Source organism: Pantoea sp. Morm (genome assembly GCF_016643525.1).
Lineage (GTDB): Bacteria > Pseudomonadota > Gammaproteobacteria > Enterobacterales > Enterobacteriaceae > Pantoea > Pantoea dispersa.
Genome location: NZ_VOQX01000057.1, coordinates 1 through 15806, shown reverse-complemented (window position 1 = coordinate 15806; position 15806 = coordinate 1). Strand labels below are relative to the sequence as shown.

The following is a 15806-nucleotide window of genomic DNA, read 5'->3' as shown; positions in this document are numbered from 1 at the left end:
GTGCTTTACTGCGTATAACCGGGTCTGATTACCCCTCATCAAGGAGAACACCATGATAAACAGCCTGCGCACCGTTACGCTGCTGGCGGCAATGACGGTGAGCGCGCCACTGCTGGCGCAGACCTTTGTTTACGTATCCGCCGCCGACGACGGCACCATCGCGCGCTATACGCTGGACGCGCGCAGCGGCGCTTTGCAGCTGCTTGTCCACACTCAGGCCGGGGGCAAAGTGATGCCGATGGCGCTCAGTGCGGATCACAAAACGCTGTACGCGGCGATTCGCAGTAAACCGCTGCAGCTGGCGAGCTGGCAGATTGACCCGCAGAGCGGCGAGCTGAACAACCGGCACACCGTGCCAGCTGCGGCCAGTTACCCCTACATCAGCACTGACCGTCAGGGACGCTTTCTGCTGGGGTCCTCTTATGACGGCGATGTGGTACAGGTTTACCGCCTGACGGCCAGCGGCACCATCGCTACGCCGCCGGTCGGCAGCTATAAAACTGGTCATGCGGCGCATTCAGTGATTGTCGATGCCAGCGGTCGTCACGCTTATGTGGGTAATCTTGGCACCGATCGCGTGCTGCAGCTCAGGCTGGGCGAAGACGGCACGTTGAGCACCCTTGGCAAGGGGGAGGTAGCAACCGCCGCCGATAACGGTCCGCGCCACTCAGTGTTATCGCCGGATAATCGCTATCTGTACAACATTGGTGAAATGGGTGGCATCATTACCCAGTTCCGGCGCGAAACCAGCGGCGAGCTGGTGAAAGTGGCGGAAACGCCCAACGCGGTAGCGGCACAGTATCATCTGCAACATGGCCGTGAACGGCCGCCGGGTTACAGCGACAGCACGCCGCGCATCTGGTCAGCGGATATCCAGCTGACGCCGGACGGGCGTTTTCTGTATGTCAGCGAACGCACCAGCAGTACCGTTAGCGGTTACCGTGTTAACCAGCAGGATGGCAAACTGACGCTGATCGGCAGCTGGCCGGTGGAGAAACAGCCGCGCGGCATGGCGATCAGCCCCGATAGCCGCTGGCTGGTGGTGAGCGGTGAGAAGAGTGCGGTTATTGGCAGCTACGCGATTGAGGCGCGCAGCGGAGTGTTGCAGCGGGTCGGCGAGGCGCCAGCCGGCCGGGATGCGAACTGGGTGACCATCGTCAGCTATTAAAATGATCGGGCGCAGGAAACTGCGCCTTATTGCGCGAAATTATTTTATGGATAGCATCGTCTGGCAGTAAAGTGTGATCTGCGACACATTTCTGCCGCTGAAGGCAGATTGCTGCTTTCTGCGGCAGTGACAGCGCAGATATCCCGCCGGCGACCCGCCGATCGCTGCGTTCGATTAGTTTCCTTAAAGCATTCTGAGCCTCATGTCAGGCGCGTATGAACACCGTTTTCGATTACGAAACAATTTGTCGTAGTTATCGGGATGAGCGCCCGCCAGATTCTGGCAGGATACGCCGCACTTAGCGCCTTCTGGTCTCCGTGACATGCAGTGGTTTTCGAAAAACGCCGTTTTTTTTGCTGTAAAAACCTGTCTGGCCGCTTTTCTGGCATTGTATCTGGCTCTTGAACTGAATGTTGATCGTCCCGCCTGGGCGCTGACCACGGTGTTTGTGGCATCGCAGCTTTATTCGGCCTCCACCATCTCCAAATCGCTGTTCCGCCTGCTCGGCACGCTGCTCGGTGGCGTTTTTATCTTTTTTATCTTTCCACTCACCGTGGCGTATCCGCTGCTGTTCAGCCTGTGTATCTCACTGTGGGTGAGCCTGTGTCTCTATCTGTCGCTGCACGACCGCACGCCGAAAAGCTATGTCTTTATGCTGGCGGGCTACAGCGCCGCGATTATGGGTTTCCCGGAGGTGACGACGCCGCTCGGTATCACCAGCACCGTGCTGTCGCGCATTGAGGAAATTACTTTAGGCATTGTGTGTAGCAGCCTGGTGCACGCGCTGTTGTTTCCGGTCTCGATGCGCAGTCTGCTGGAGCAGAGCGTCAGCCAGTGGTATCTCAACGGGCGCAAGCTGTGCCGCGATTTACTCTCTGGCATTTCCGCTGACCGATCGCCAGAACGCGACGAAATCCTGACCCGCATGGCCACTAATCCGCAGCAGGTCGAGATCCTGATTACCCATTGCGTGTACGAGGGCGACGCGGCCCGGCGGCTGATTCGCCTGGTCAGCACGCAGTATCAGCATCTTTCATACTTAATCCCCACGCTGACGGCGATTGAGATGCGGCTGCAGCGGCTGGCGGCGCGCCAGATTGCCTTTCCTGCCTGGGTTGAGCAGACCCTGCAGCAGTTCCTGCTGTGGCTGAATGACGGCGAAGCGGTGGGCGATGTCATTGGCATTCAGCTGGAACTGAGCCTTTGTCAGGATCGGCTGAATGCGGCGTGGCGCAATGGCGAGTTGTCTACCGAACACTGTCTGCTGTTTACCGGCCTGCTGGAGCGGCTGGTGGATTTTGTGCGTATCGCCGGGGCTTACCAGAGCGTGGGCGGGCTGGTAAGCGATCTGTCAGGCGACACCACGCTGGCGCGCGGTAAACGCACGCATCGCTTTTTCGACAAAGGACTGATTCGGCTCTCGGCGCTGACGGCATTTTGCGCCACCTTTGGCTCCTGTCTGTTGTGGATGGCGACCGGCTGGCGCGACGGAGCATCAGCGCCAGTAATGGCCGCGATTCTCAGCTCCTTCTTCGCCAGCCTCGATACGCCGCTGACCTCAATGAAGCTGTTTATTCGTGGGGTGATCGTGGCGATCTTTATCAGCGTGATTTATGTCGCGCTGCTGCTGCCGCAGGCAACCTCGTTCGAGGCGCTGATCCTCTGTCTGGCTCCGGGTTTGCTGCTACTCGGGCTGATGATTGCGCGACCGGCCAGCAACATGATCGGTCTGAGCGTGGCGATTCAGATCCCCGGCTTTATCGGGCTCGGACATCATCTGAAACCCGATCTGGTGCTGCTGGTGAATAACGCGATTGCTTCGATGGCCGGCGTGCTGTTTGCGGTGATCCTGACCGCGCTGATGCGCAATAAGCGGCCATCGTGGACTGCGCGCCGCGCCGTGCGTCACGGCCTGCGTGAACTGCTGCGCTTTATTAAGGAGATTGAGCGCAACGGCTCATCGCTGCTGGGACGCCAGCGTTTTATTGGCCTGATGCTGGATAAGGTCAACGTGGTGCTGCCACGCCTGCACCTTGATCCGCAGTCCGATATGGCGCCGGCGGGAATGCTGCTGACCGAGGTGTGGCTGGGGGTCAATAGCTTTGACTACTACGCACGCCATCAGGCGCTGCTGAGCCGTTATCAGCTGGACAGCGGGCAGATGTTTCACGAACTGGGACTGTTTCTCAAGCGCAGGCTGAAGTCACTGCAGACGCCGCCGCATGAGGATTTGCAGGAGGAGCTCGATGTGCTGCTGATGCAGCTGGAACAGCTGGCGCAGCGTGACGAGGCGCTGCTGCTGCCGCTGTTTCATCTGTTCAGCATCCGGTTATACCTGTTTCCGCAACTTAGCTGGCCGGTGGCCACGCCGCGTCAGGCTGAACGCCTGCAGCAGCATCGTTACCGCCTGCAGGTTTAGCCATACCAGCTGTAACCTTTCGGCACGCGGGAAAAGCCAATGGCTTTCAGGGCCGGTAGCAGCGATGACTGGCTGGCCGGCTGATCGTCCACCCGTTCGAGGATGAAGCTGTGGGTTTTCTCCCGGCGTAAGGCCTGGCCCAGCGCCACGATGGCGGCCTGGCGTTGCTCCTCACTAATGTCGCCAAAAGTTAACAGCTCTTTACCACCCGGCGGCAGCCACAGCATAACGCGCCCATTGCCAATCACCACCAGTGCGCCGCTACGGCGGGTAGGCCGCACGCCACCGACGCTGAGCGGCCACGCCAGCTGCACGCCAAAGGGATTGGCGGGATCCAGCACTGCCAGCGCCACCGGCGGATGCGTGGCCTGCGCACTGCCGAGCTGGCGCAGCCGATCGATGGCCGGATTTTCAGCAAACTGCGCGCCACCCATGCCAGCAACAAAGCGGCCGCGCAGCAGCCGTCCGGCATCCTCCATACCGCGCAAGAGCGGCTGCAGCGCCGGAAAGCCACCGGGAATCTGCTCTGCCACGGCGGCACCGCGCGTGATCACGCCAAAGCGGTCGAGCATATTTTCAGTCAGCGCCAGGGCGCGCTCGGTATCGGCCAGCGGCTGCCGCACAATCAGCGACCAGCGTCCGGCCATGCTGTTGAGCGAGGGCTGCGCAGCAGCACTGCGGCTGGCCGCGAAACTGGCCCGACTGTGGCGACTGCGCGCAGGACGGGCCGGGCGTGGACGTGTCGTGTGGCTGGTGGTGCTGAGCTGGCGCAGCGCGGCCCAGGTATCCATAGTCAGATAGCCGCGCCATACCAGCTCCCACATCGCGGCAAAGACTTCGCTGGGGTCGACAGATTGTTCAGGCTGCGTCAAGACGCGCGGCAGCAGCTCGCGGGCGAACCAGCCGCCGCCATCCTGTAACTGCGCCACAATCGCCTGCTGTAAAGGTGACAATGTCACATTATTACCTTCATCAGGCACCGGTAACGTTTCACTGGCAAACTCACTCAGGTGCAGGGAGACCAGTCCGTCCTGCGCGCCAGGTGCCCGCTGGCCACTCCAGATGACTTCACCGGAAGAGAGCAGCTCATCCAGCATCGCAGGCTGATAGTCACGCACCCGCGCCGGCAAAATCTGGCTTTCCCACAGCGAAACCGGCAGCGCCACGCCAGCCAGCTGTTCGATCACCCGCACCACGCCGTTGATACCGGCAAAGGCGCCCTGTGCCGCGGATGCTGCGACGTCGCTCAGTAATCCCTGACGCTCAAGCAGAAAAGCCACGTACGCCGGCGCTTCGACCGGTCGGGTGGCCTCACGCGCCGCCTGCAGCGATCGCACGCGCAAACGACGAAATACGCTTTCTGCTACCCACTGCGTTGACGCATCGACTGCAGGCGAGAGGAAATCGCCTTTCAGTACGCGTTGCTGCTGACGCAGCTCCTCCAGCGTGTCGTCGACCACGGCGCGGCCCAGACCAAAGCGGGCGGCGATTTGCAGACTGGTGGCGACAGCGTGGGTGCGCAGATAGCGATTAAGTAAGTCATGCAGCGGACGGGCCACCGGCGCGAGCAGCCCGGCGGGCAGATCAGCTGGCAGCGGCGTGCCCAGCGCGTCGCGCAGCCGCACGCCATCTTCGGCGACAGCCCAGCGCGCCTCTGCCGCAATCGTAACCTGAATGATGCGTTGCGCCTGTTGCAGCGTGGTTAGCAGCGGCATCAGCGCCGCCTCGCCGTTGTAGCGCGCCGTGATTTCCGGCACAGTAAGCGGCCCCAGCTCGCGCAGCAGATCAACCACGGCTTCCTGAGTGCTGGCCTGATAATCGGGGACGGTGCGCTGAAGCTCCTGCTCAATGCGTACCACCACCTCGGGCGCCAGCAGCTCGTGCATCTCAACCTGGCCCAGCAGATCGCTCAGCAGCGTGCTGTCGAGCGCCAGCATTGAGGCGCGCCGCTCCGCCTGCGGCGCATCGCTGGCATACATGAATTCAGCGACATAGCCAAACAGCAGCGGCCCAGCAAACGGCGAGGGCGTGTCGGTGGTGACGTCAGTCAGCTTAACCTCGCCCTGTTGTATCCGCGCCATCAGCTGATGCAGCGCCGGCAGGTCATACACGTCCTGCAGACATTCACGCGCGGTTTCGATCAAAATCGGGAAATCGTCGAACTGCCGCGCCACCTCCAGCAGTTGCCCGGCGCGCAGCCGCTGCTGCCACAGCGGAGAACGTTTACCGGGATTGCGGCGCGGCAGCAGCAGGGCGCGCGCGGCGCATTCGCGGAAGCGGGCGGCAAACAGCGCAGACTGTCCTACCGCAGCCGTCACCTGTCGCTGGAGTTCGTCCGGCGCAAACAAAAACAGCTCAGCGCCTGGCACGCGGCCTTCGCTGTCAGGGAAGCGCGCGACAATGCCATCATCGCTGGCGACCACGGCCGGATCGAGGCCCATCTGGCGACCAATCCGCTCAGCGATGGCCAGCGCCCACGGCGCATGCACGCGCTGACCATAAGGGGAATGCAAAATTACCCGCCAGTCGCCGGTTTCATCGCGACAGCGCTCAATCAGCAAATTACGATCGTCAGGCACCAGGCCTGTGGCGTCAATCTGTTCGTCGATGAGCGCACGAATGTTGTGTCGGGCATTGGCGTCAAGGTTGTCGCTGCCGGGCAACACCCCGCTGGCAGCATGGCGCAAATAGCGGCCAATGGCTTCGCCGAGTGTCGCCGAACGCCCAAGACTGTCGCCGTGCCAGAAGGGCAGGCGCGCCGAGCGACCGGGTGCCGGCACCACCACCACCTGATCGTGCGTAATTTGCTGGATGCGCCACGAGGTGGCGCCAAGCGTGATGATGTCGTTAATCCGCGACTCATACACCATCTCCTCATCCAGTTCGCCGACCCGGCGCGCACCAGACTGTTCTTCGCCCTCCGGCAGCATCACGCTGAACATGCCACGATCCGGAATGGTGCCACCGCTGGTGACGGCCAGATGCTGCGCGCCCGGGCGACCGCTTAAGGTTTGCTGTTGTCGATCCCAGATGATGCGCGGGCGCAGGTTAGCAAATTCGTCCGAAGGGTAGCGGCCAGACAGCATATCCAGCACCGCATCAAAGGCGTTACGCGGTAACGTTTTGAACGGATCGGCACGGCGTACCTGTTGATACCACGCTTCGACTGACAGGGTGTCCATGGCCGCCGCCGCCACCGTATGCTGGGCGAGAATATCGAGCGGATTGTGTGGCAAAGCGATAGCATCCAGTTCGCCTGCCAGCATCGCGTCTACCGTCACGGCCGCATCAACCAGATCGCGGCGCGTGCGCGGCCAGATAATGCCTTTCGGCGTACCGCCGACCTGGTGACCGGCACGGCCAATACGCTGCAGCGCGCTGGCCACCGAAGGCGGTGCCCCGACCTGAATCACCAGATCGATATCACCCATGTCAATTCCCAGTTCAAGACTGGATGTCGCCACCACGCAGCGCAGCTCGCCGGCTTTCAGGGCGTTCTCAATCTCCAGCCGCTGCTCTTTCGACACCGAGCCATGATGCGAACGGGCAATATACGCTTCAGCAGGCGTGGCGCGTTTTTCGGTTCCACCGCTAAAAGAGCCATAGGCGAGGGCGGGCTCTGTTACGCCCTGTTCCGGCGCGGCGCGTCGCGCATACAGTTCATTGAGTCGTGCGGTGAGTTTTTCCGCCAGCCCACGCGAATTGGTAAACACCAAAGTCGCGCGATGGCGCAATACCTCATCCAGAATGCCGGCTTCAATATGCGGCCAGATGGAACCGGCGGCGAGGCTGCTCTCCTGCGCGGCGCGCGCATCGGGACGCTGCTGGATGTCCGTCATGTCCTCTACCGGCACAGTAATTGTCAGCTGCAGCGGCCGCTGCGCCGGCGGGTTGACGATACGCGTAGCGCCCGCGCCACCGAGGAAAGCCGCCACCGCTTCTGGCGGTCGCACAGTGGCCGACAGGCCAATGCGCTGAGTAGGCTGCGCCAGCAATACATCGAGACGTTCCAGGCTGAGCGCCAGGTGGGCGCCGCGTTTACTTCCGGCCACCGCGTGCACTTCGTCAATAATGACGGTCGAGATGCCACGCAGCGTTTCGCGGGCTTTTGACGTCAGTAGCAGGAAAAGCGATTCCGGGGTAGTAATCAGGATGTCCGGCGGCCGGCGCTGCAGCTTTGCCCGTTCGGCGCTGAGCGTGTCGCCGGAGCGCATGCCGACCTCCAGCGTGATTTCCGCCTCACCCAATTCCGCGCGCTGAGCGGCAACGCCCGCCAGCGGTAGCGCCAGGTTACGCTGCACGTCAGCCGCAAGCGCTTTAACCGGTGAAATATACAGAATGCGCGTCTTGTGACTGCGCGCTACGGGTTCGTCACGGCTGCGCTCGCGAAACAGCGCGTCGATCGCATGCAGAAATGCCGCCAGCGTTTTGCCGGAGCCGGTTGGGGCAATCACCAGGCAGTGTTGTCCGCTGGCGATGGCGCGCCAGGCTTCCTGTTGTACGGGGGTCGCCGCCGGGAAAGTGCGGCGAAACCACTGTTGCGTGGCCGGGGTGAACAGTGAAAGCGCTGAGGCTGGCATCCATGACTCCTGCATTCTCGAAAGGGCGATCAGCAGTGTAGCGTGCCGCAGCGTTTACGGCATTATCAGGATATTGCCGATGAGGGCGGCGCGAAAACACACGCCGCAGCACGACTATGTGACAACGTCACTGAGGGTAAACAGAGTCGGCCAGTTTCCCGCGGCGATCAAAGCGACGTGCGGCCAGCCACAGCAGTGCGGTAACAAACCAGCCGATGATCCATGACACATCGTTGCCGGCAAAAATCCACGTCAGGGAACCATGATGCAGCGGGTTATCAATGAACGGCAGCTGTACCAGCACCCCAAGGAAGTAAATGATAATGCCTGCCCAGTTCCAGCGACCGTAGCGGCCATCCGGTTGCGACAGCGCGGGCACATCGACTTTCCCTTGGGTAATCAGATAAAAATCCGTCAGGCTGATGGCGCTCCACGGCACAAAAAAGGCCAGCAGGAACAGCAGGAAGTGGGTAAATGATTTGAGAAACGCCGGTTCGCTGAGCAGCGCAATGATGCAGGAGATCGTGACCATCAACACCACAAACAGGATACGTCCGCCACGGCTAATCGCGGTTTGCTGGCGAAAACCGGAGACAATGGTGGTCAGCGACATAAAGCTGCCGTAGGCATTGAGCGTGGTGAAGGTGATTTTGCCAAAACAGATGGCGAAGTAGATGACCATCGCCATGGTGGCGCTGCTGCCCAGCCCGACGATGTAGCCCACTTCATTACCGGAGAACGCTTTACCCGCAATCGCTGCCACAATGACGCCCAGCGTCATGGATGCCTGCGTGCCCAGCACGGTGCCAAAAAACACCGAACTGAACAGCTTTTTCGCGGAGACATCCACCGGCAGATAGCGCGAGTAGTCCGACACATAAGGGCAAAACGCAATCTGCCATGACGAGGAGAGCGATACCGCCAGCAGAAAACTGGCAACGCTGAAGTGCTGATTTTGCCAGACGGCCGCTAAATCGTGGCTGGAGAGTAGGGTGATGAACAGGTAAACAAACGCCAGCACGCCGATGACGCTGGCCACTTTGCCGAGTTTATGAATCACCCGATAGCCGAGCACCGCAATCACGATGATGATGGCGCTGAAGATGATCATGCCGGCTGCATTGCTGACGTTGACCAGCTTCGCCAGCGCCTGGCCGGCCAGTACCGTGCCGCTGGCCGAGAAGCCCACATACATAATGCACACCAGCACCAGCGGGATCACCGCGCCAAACACGCCAAACTGCATACGGCTGGTGATCATCTGCGGCAGGCCAAGGCGCGGGCCCTGAATCGCGTGCAGCGACATGATGGCCGCGCCGACGATCTGTCCCACCAGTAAACCGACAATCGACCACACCACATCGCCGCCCAGCACCACCGCCAGCGCACCGGTAACAATGGCGGTGATCTGCAAATTGCCGCCAAACCACAACGTGAACTGGCTAAACGGATGCCCGTGACGCTCGCTGAGCGGGATGTAATCAATGGAACGTGTTTCTGACAGGCGCTGTTTCTCTGCACCTGAATAATCTGCGGCAGGTATCTGAGCGGACATAGTTTCCTCGCTGGAACGGCTAAAGGTGGTTAGTCATTGATTTTTCTTGTTAGTCAGTGGTAAATGTCACGAAACATACATGTATATACATGTAGCGATATTGTCACGAGGTTGATGAGGTTACAAGCTGACCGGTCATTGGAAATTGTGATGACGCTGGCAATGTTGTCCGTTAATGTCAGGATATTGGTCGGTAACGGACGCGCACAAAGGCGATGATGCGCTAACTACATAGCCACTACCGGTGGCGAACAGGACAACCCGGGGAGGGAGTTATGCAGGCAGTGATTGAAACAGAACGCTTACGACTGGAACCTTTTGCGCTAAGCCACCTCGCCGGCTTGCGCGCGATGGATGATGACCCGGAAATCATGCGTTATATCAATGAGGGACAGGTGAAGAGCGAGGACGAGACGCTGGCGACCATTGAGCGCGTGCAGCAACGCTGGCAGCGCTATGGTTTTTCCTGGTGGGCACTGCGCGAGAAGAGCAGCGATGATATCGTCGGAGCGGCTTGTCTGCAGCATCTGGCCCATCAGGAACAGGCGCCGCTGGAAATTGGCTGGCGACTGCTGCGCAGCAGTCAGGGGAAAGGGTATGCCACCGAAGCCGCCACGGCGATTGTGCAGTTTGCTACCGGGCAGATTGGCGTGGATTATCTGGTGGCGGTGGCACATCCGGAAAACCTTGCATCCCATCGGGTGATGCAGCGGCTGGGTATGCGCTATCGCGGTATCGAGCAGCATTACGACCAGCCCTGTGTGGTTTATGAACTGGATATGAAGAGTGCCCCAGCGCATTCGTGAGGCAGGGCGCGCACCTCTGGTAGCGGCGCGACTTATCACGCAATAAATTGCGCCGCTATCAAACATGCACCCGGTAAGGGTGCGCTCAATACCCTGGTACGTGCGCGGCTTTCATGATCAGATTTGCCACCGCCTGCGGCTGGGAAATCAGCGACACATGGCTGGCCTTGAGTTCGATGGTCTGCGCATGCATGCGTTTCGCCATAAAGCGCTGCAGATCCGGATTGATAGTGCGATCCTCTGTCGACACCGCATACCAGCTCTGTTTGCTATGCCAGGCCGCCACGCTGGTTTTCGCCTGGGTAATGGCTTTACCCATCGGTTGCTGAACGGCGTAATAAGCCCGCGCTTCGCTTTCCGGCAGATCGCCGGCAAAGTCGTGGATAAACGCCTGTTCACTGAGCGCGCCAAAACCGTCGTCACGCCACTTCAGGCCAGCGGCAACCGGTGCTGCAGGGAACTTTTTGGTGAGCGCCGGATAATCTTCACCGGCCTCAGGCGCGCGCGCCGCGATGTACACCAGCCCCTTCACTTCAGGTTCATCGCCCGCCTGGCTGATAACCATGCCGCCGTAGGAGTGCGCAACCAGAATCACCGGTCCGTTCTGCTGTGCCAGCGCGCGTTTCACCGCCGCCACGTCATCATTCAGCGACGTCGTTGGGTTTTGTACCGCGGTGACGTGCAGACCTTTCGCCTGCAACAGTGGGATGACTTTGCCCCAGCTGGATCCATCAGCGTACAGGCCATGGACCAGCACAATATTTTTTACTTCCTGCGGCGCGGCAGCGCTGTCGGCATGCGCCAGTCCGGCACTCAGGGCAGAGATTACCAGCGCCGTCAGCGCCGTGATTTTGCGTAATGTCATGATCGGTCCTCATAATTAATCGGGTTCATGCATCACTGTAAGCGCCGGGGACCAACAATCCGCTGACGTGGAAATGACAAAAAAATGACAGCGACACGATGTGGCAGCGGAGGATTTAAAAGTAATAAAAGCAGAGGATTAGCCGTGAGTCGTAGCATAGCCGCTATGCTTGATAAGGATGAGACCCGACCAACCCGAGAATCTCTCAAAGGAGTGCTGAATAGATTATGCTGTTGCGCAAGAAGAAAATCCGCTCTCACAGCGAAGACCGCCTGCTGGCGTTAACGCTGGCCACCACGGCCGGTATCCTCAACGCCATGGCGTTTGGCGCATTTGGTTTTTTCCCTTCCCATATGACCGGCAATACCTCGCAAATTTCGGCAGAGGTGAATGGTTCTGACCTGCACGATCTGCTGTTTCTGGCCGTGCTGATTTTTGCTTTTGTCTGTGGTGCCATGCTGGCGCGTTTGACGGTAGCTTACGGCCTGAAGCGGAATCTGCGCACCATTTACTGTCTGGTGCTGCTGGCCGAGGGTATTTTCCTGCTGCTGACCTCCCTGGTAGAAATTCTGTGGTATTCCGAACGAAACAACGGCGAAATTCTGGTTACGCTGAGTTTGCTGATGGGCATCCATAATTCAACTTCGACCCAGCTTTCCTCCGGTCGCGTTCGCTCCACGCACGTGACCGGCACACTGACCGACGCCGGCATCGCGCTGGGATCCTGGCTACGCGCATCCTTCAGTCAAAGCGAGGCTGCCGATCGCGATGGCCACCGAACTGTACTTTTTACTCACCTGGTTACGATCTTCTCATTTCTGTCCGGCTGCGTTGTCGGTTATCTGCTGTTCAGGCACCTTGGATTTGAAGCGATGGCGGGGTTGGGCATTGTGCTGGCGTTGATCGCCGTTGGTGGCATCGCCAGAACCCTGCATTTAACCGGCATGCGATTTTGGTAACACCGACGGAGAGTTTCCAGATTTGAACCAAGTGGACTAAGTGCACATGAATACTACTTTTTGCTGGTATTCATGTGCACTTGAAAGTGCAGGGCAAATCATGTACACATGAATACTCTATAAATGTGGTTTTCCCGTAGACTTATATGAACAAAATGACGGCAATCGAGCGGCTTAATGCGTTTGACAGGCAGGGGCGCTATGTCTTTGCTGTTCGTGATTTAGCCAAAGTCTTTTATGACGACAGTGACAAGGCTTTCAATGCTGGCCTGAACCGTCTGGTGAAGGACGGCATCCTGCAGCGCGCCAGCCGTGGCGTCTATGTTTACGCCTATGCGAGAAGTAAAGACGCTTACACGCTGGAAAGAATCGTCCAGACGTTGCGCAGAGGAGAATACAGTTACCTGAGCCTGGAATCGGCGTTATCGGCTTACGGTGTAATTTCACAAATCCCGATGGGGCGTCTTACCGTTATGACCACGGGCCGTTCTGAAGAACACATTACGCCTTATGGCGTGATCGAATTCACGCATACCAAACGATCGCCTGAACAAATTTTGCAGGACACCATTTTGGGCGAGTCACCTTTGCGCCTGGCAACCAAAAAAGCCGCACTGCGCGATTTACGTCGGGTGGGACGTAATACGCATCTGATTGATGAGGCGGAAACGAACGATGAATCAGAAAGTCAGTTTCACTGAACTGGTCGCTAAGGCCATGGCTTCAGCGCAACTCGAGGGTATGCGTAACGTAGTGGAAAAAGAGCTTTTACACTACGACATCCTTTACTGTCTGGATAAAGCGGGTCTGCTGCAAAATCTGACGTTCCAGGGCGGTACCTCTTTGCGGCTATGTTATGACGGCAATCGGTTTAGCGAGGATCTGGATTTCGCCGGCGGCATCAACTTTTCCGGTGCAGATTTAAAAAACATGAAGGTCTGTATCGAAGACTATCTCGGCACGCGTTACGGTTTAGAAGTTACGGTCAAAGAGCCGGCAGAACTTCGCCGCCAGCCCGGCTATGAAGAGATTAGGGTCGATAAATGGCAGGTCTCCGTGACGACAGCACCCGAAAAACGCGATATGCCTAAGCAACCCATCAAAGTCGAAGTTGCTAATATTCCCGCTTACAGTCGCAAACCGTTGCCGCTGAGCCGCAATTATCCGGTGTTGCCGGATGGCTACAGCGATACGCTGGTGATGTGTGAAAGTCTCGACGAGATCATGAGTGACAAGCTCATTTCCCTGGTTGCGACCACCAAATACCTTCGTTACCGCGATGTCTGGGATTTACCCTGGCTGATGCAGCAAGGCGCTGCGTATGATGTGGGCTGGATTCGGCAAAAAATCGAGGATTACCGGATTCCTGACTATGAAAAGTTATTAAAACAGCGACTGGCTGGTATCGAAAACATCGTCAAAGACGGACGTTTTTACAATGAAATGCGCCGTTTTATACCCCAGCAGGTATTTGCCAGAACGCTGGGACGTGCAGAATTTACCGATTACATCGCCGAACGTTTGACCTCGCTGTTGCAAAGATTGCAGCGAGATTTAGCAGGAAAACGACCAGACGACGCCTTCAGAATGTAACAGCGACAGCTGGCCCGGCGTACAGAGGAGATAAAAGACCAGGGGACGGGCACTGTCAAGCTGGTTGCACGCTCAGGAAGCGGATTTTTTTGTTAATTTGCCGTCTGGTTTTCTCACAGGCGCTATAACTTACTATTCCTGCTTCAACAAACTGCTGATGAGGTAAAATAATGGATAACACCATGATAACGGATGAATTTTCCAAAGATTTGTCTGCGTTTGTCGGGACGCATTTCGTTTATACCTATGATAATGGCTGGAAATATGAGTGGTACGCGCGCAACGCGACGACCTGTGATTATCGTATCCATCAGGGATTAGTTGGTGGCCGTTGGGTGACCAATCAAAGCATGAATGCGGTGCAGTTTGCACCGGGCATTTATAAAGTCGACTGGCACGAGCCGACCGGCACCTGCGTCAGTCTGCTGTTTGATATCAACCGCAAGGTGATTCACGGCACCATCTTTTTCCCGCAGTGGATTGCCGGCGAAGGACAGCATCCGGAAAAAACCATCTGCTATCAGAATGAATTTATCGAAGATATGCATCGTTTCCGTGATGAAGGGCCAGCGTATCCGTACGTGGTGATTCCCGAGTTTGCCAAAGTGACCTACATGAAGAATGAAGGTCCGGATAATGATGCCGTAATCAACATGCCGCCGGGACAAATGCCGGAAGATTATTTTAAAGATAAATGAGGGTGGCAATCCGCTGACGGCGCCGGGTTCGGTCGCCATGAATGGCGCCCCTGCGATTGTGCAGTGCGGAGTGGCATTGCAGGGTGCGCATTGATGCGCACCAGGATGACGTCGCGATATTCAGCAAACAGACCGATCGCGCTACGTGAAATCTGACAAAAGCGCTGAGGGATAACCGGGAAGTTTTCGCGTAGCGTTGTCATGCTGGATGAGCTAAAGCCATGATTAAAGCGACGAAGCGCGAAGCTAACCGGGCAGTCAGCTGTAGGGTGCGCATTGATGCGCACCAGGATATCGCCGTGGTGTCCATCAAACGGACCGGTGGGATAAGTTTTCACATAGTGCCGCCGTGGTGGAATGCGTTGTGGGCCTGGTAAGAGGCGTGAAGGGCGAAACGAAGGATTGCGCTACCTGACGGGATATCATATTTAACATAATATACATTATGCGCCATTTGATCGCAGGGGCAAAGCTGACCTGATCGCTGTGAGCTAAGCTGACCAGGCCGCTTTAGGCTACCTGCTGAAAATCCTGAAATACCTGTATAAATTCTGCAAGCATTGCCGTGAGTTCATGCTTCAAACTTTGCTTTCCTGAGCTTGTGTCGGCTCTACGGAACATACTCTTATCATTTGCAATAAGATTCCATTTGAAAGCCTCAATGATAGATTCACATGCTCAACGCTATGACACGTCGCGTGATTAATCTGGCAACCCGCAGAGATCAGCAATATTTGTTGGATAAACGACGTCGCGAGTGTTTCGCAGCTCAGTAAGATCCCACCAGTGATAACTATCAATGACTGACTTTTCATTTTCAGTCCAACCACTGGTACGGATATCTTCATCTCCAACTTTAATTAAATAAAATCGCTCATTTGCCAAAACCACCTCACCGCTGGGAAGCGTCATTTCAAAAATGCGCTTAGTTAACGGCTGACCCACATCATCGACATAAAAGCCTGTTTCTTCTCTGAGTTCTCTGATGGCTGCCTGTTCAAAAGTCTCTCCCGGTTCAACGCCTCCACCGGGTGTGGCCCAGTATTCTCTGCCTGACAGGGCATTATTTTTATGCTTAAACCAGAATAATAAAACCTGATTAAGGGGATTTATAATAAGCAAACGAGCCGAATCGCGGGTGCGCACTTTATAATTCCTTTATG

Annotated in this window: 12 protein-coding genes; 7 read left to right on the top strand and 5 right to left on the bottom strand. The window is 57.5% G+C overall.

What is annotated here, in order from left to right; genetic code table 11:
* The first annotated feature begins 52 nt into the window (after window positions 1–52).
* Together FT726_RS18250 and FT726_RS18245 are read left to right on the top strand one after the other, a co-directional pair.
* Entirely contained in the window at window positions 53–1168 is a 1116-nt protein-coding gene (locus tag FT726_RS18250; protein ID WP_346303179.1) for a beta-propeller fold lactonase family protein, read from the top strand.
* Between the two features lie 322 nt (window positions 1169–1490).
* Complete coding sequence (locus FT726_RS18245; protein WP_288422228.1) at window positions 1491–3587, top strand: FUSC family protein; 2097 nt, start codon at window positions 1491–1493, stop codon at window positions 3585–3587.
* On the opposite strand, the gene FT726_RS18240 is transcribed toward FT726_RS18245, so the two are convergent.
* Both FT726_RS18240 and FT726_RS18235 read right to left on the bottom strand, forming a co-directional pair.
* The gene (locus FT726_RS18240) at window positions 3584–8167 is read right to left on the bottom strand and encodes an ATP-dependent helicase (RefSeq protein ID WP_407075076.1); all 4584 of its coding nucleotides are present in this window, start codon (window positions 8165–8167) and stop codon (window positions 3584–3586) included. The two genes, FT726_RS18245 and FT726_RS18240, sit on opposite strands and share 4 nt — an antisense overlap.
* 127 nt (window positions 8168–8294) lie before the next feature.
* On the bottom strand, window positions 8295–9722 hold the full coding sequence (locus FT726_RS18235; RefSeq protein WP_136545671.1) for a cytosine permease: 1428 nt from the start codon (window positions 9720–9722) through the stop codon (window positions 8295–8297).
* A gap of 275 nt (window positions 9723–9997) precedes the next feature.
* Here FT726_RS18235 and FT726_RS18230 point away from each other — a divergent pair, with 275 nt between their 5' ends.
* A complete protein-coding gene (locus tag FT726_RS18230) occupies window positions 9998–10528 on the top strand; it encodes a GNAT family N-acetyltransferase (protein WP_058769804.1) in 531 nt (176 codons plus the stop codon).
* An 85-nt stretch (window positions 10529–10613) separates the two neighbouring features.
* Here FT726_RS18230 and FT726_RS18225 read toward each other — a convergent pair whose 3' ends face one another.
* Window positions 10614–11393 carry an alpha/beta hydrolase gene (locus FT726_RS18225; protein ID WP_346303177.1) on the bottom strand — a complete coding sequence of 260 codons (780 nt, stop codon included), beginning with the start codon at window positions 11391–11393 and terminating at the stop codon, window positions 10614–10616.
* Window positions 11394–11620: 227 nt separating this feature from the next.
* On the opposite strand from FT726_RS18225, the gene FT726_RS18220 reads away from it, so the two are divergent.
* The 4 genes from FT726_RS18220 (at window position 11621) to FT726_RS18205 (ending at window position 14643) form a co-directional block, all read left to right on the top strand.
* Window positions 11621–12352: a YoaK family protein gene (locus FT726_RS18220; protein ID WP_021506033.1), complete on the top strand. Its 732-nt coding sequence runs from the start codon at window positions 11621–11623 to the stop codon at window positions 12350–12352.
* 146 nt (window positions 12353–12498) lie between these two features.
* Window positions 12499–13053 carry a type IV toxin-antitoxin system AbiEi family antitoxin gene (gene abiEi / locus FT726_RS18215; RefSeq protein ID WP_021506034.1) on the top strand — a complete coding sequence of 185 codons (555 nt, stop codon included), beginning with the start codon at window positions 12499–12501 and terminating at the stop codon, window positions 13051–13053.
* Complete coding sequence (locus FT726_RS18210; RefSeq protein WP_058769802.1) at window positions 13028–13945, top strand: nucleotidyl transferase AbiEii/AbiGii toxin family protein; 918 nt, start codon at window positions 13028–13030, stop codon at window positions 13943–13945. The genes abiEi and FT726_RS18210 overlap by 26 nt, the downstream gene beginning before the upstream one ends.
* 182 nt (window positions 13946–14127) lie before the next feature.
* Window positions 14128–14643, top strand: coding sequence for a phenolic acid decarboxylase (locus FT726_RS18205; protein ID WP_058758650.1), 516 nt, complete (start codon window positions 14128–14130; stop codon window positions 14641–14643).
* On the opposite strand, the gene FT726_RS18200 is transcribed toward FT726_RS18205, so the two are convergent.
* Both FT726_RS18200 and FT726_RS18195 read right to left on the bottom strand, forming a co-directional pair.
* Window positions 14625–14981 carry a hypothetical protein gene (locus tag FT726_RS18200; protein WP_288422234.1) on the bottom strand — a complete coding sequence of 119 codons (357 nt, stop codon included), beginning with the start codon at window positions 14979–14981 and terminating at the stop codon, window positions 14625–14627. The genes FT726_RS18205 and FT726_RS18200 overlap by 19 nt on opposite strands.
* Before the next feature lie 364 nt (window positions 14982–15345).
* Complete coding sequence (locus FT726_RS18195; RefSeq protein WP_222950936.1) at window positions 15346–15789, bottom strand: NUDIX hydrolase; 444 nt, start codon at window positions 15787–15789, stop codon at window positions 15346–15348.
* Window positions 15790–15806 lie beyond the last annotated feature (17 nt).

Excerpts from the sequence above, each read along its gene's own strand:
- FT726_RS18250 (WP_346303179.1), top strand. The coding sequence starts at position 53 with ATGATAAACAGCCTGCGCACCGTTACGCTGCTGGCGGCAATGACGGTG.
- FT726_RS18245 (WP_288422228.1), top strand. The coding sequence starts at position 1,491 with ATGCAGTGGTTTTCGAAAAACGCCGTTTTTTTTGCTGTAAAAACCTGT.
- FT726_RS18240 (WP_407075076.1), bottom strand. The coding sequence starts at position 8,167 with ATGCCAGCCTCAGCGCTTTCACTGTTCACCCCGGCCACGCAACAGTGG.
- FT726_RS18235 (WP_136545671.1), bottom strand. The coding sequence starts at position 9,722 with ATGTCCGCTCAGATACCTGCCGCAGATTATTCAGGTGCAGAGAAACAG.
- FT726_RS18230 (WP_058769804.1), top strand. The coding sequence starts at position 9,998 with ATGCAGGCAGTGATTGAAACAGAACGCTTACGACTGGAACCTTTTGCG.
- FT726_RS18225 (WP_346303177.1), bottom strand. The coding sequence starts at position 11,393 with ATGACATTACGCAAAATCACGGCGCTGACGGCGCTGGTAATCTCTGCC.
- FT726_RS18220 (WP_021506033.1), top strand. The coding sequence starts at position 11,621 with ATGCTGTTGCGCAAGAAGAAAATCCGCTCTCACAGCGAAGACCGCCTG.
- abiEi (WP_021506034.1), top strand. The coding sequence starts at position 12,499 with ATGAACAAAATGACGGCAATCGAGCGGCTTAATGCGTTTGACAGGCAG.
- FT726_RS18210 (WP_058769802.1), top strand. The coding sequence starts at position 13,028 with ATGAATCAGAAAGTCAGTTTCACTGAACTGGTCGCTAAGGCCATGGCT.
- FT726_RS18205 (WP_058758650.1), top strand. The coding sequence starts at position 14,128 with ATGATAACGGATGAATTTTCCAAAGATTTGTCTGCGTTTGTCGGGACG.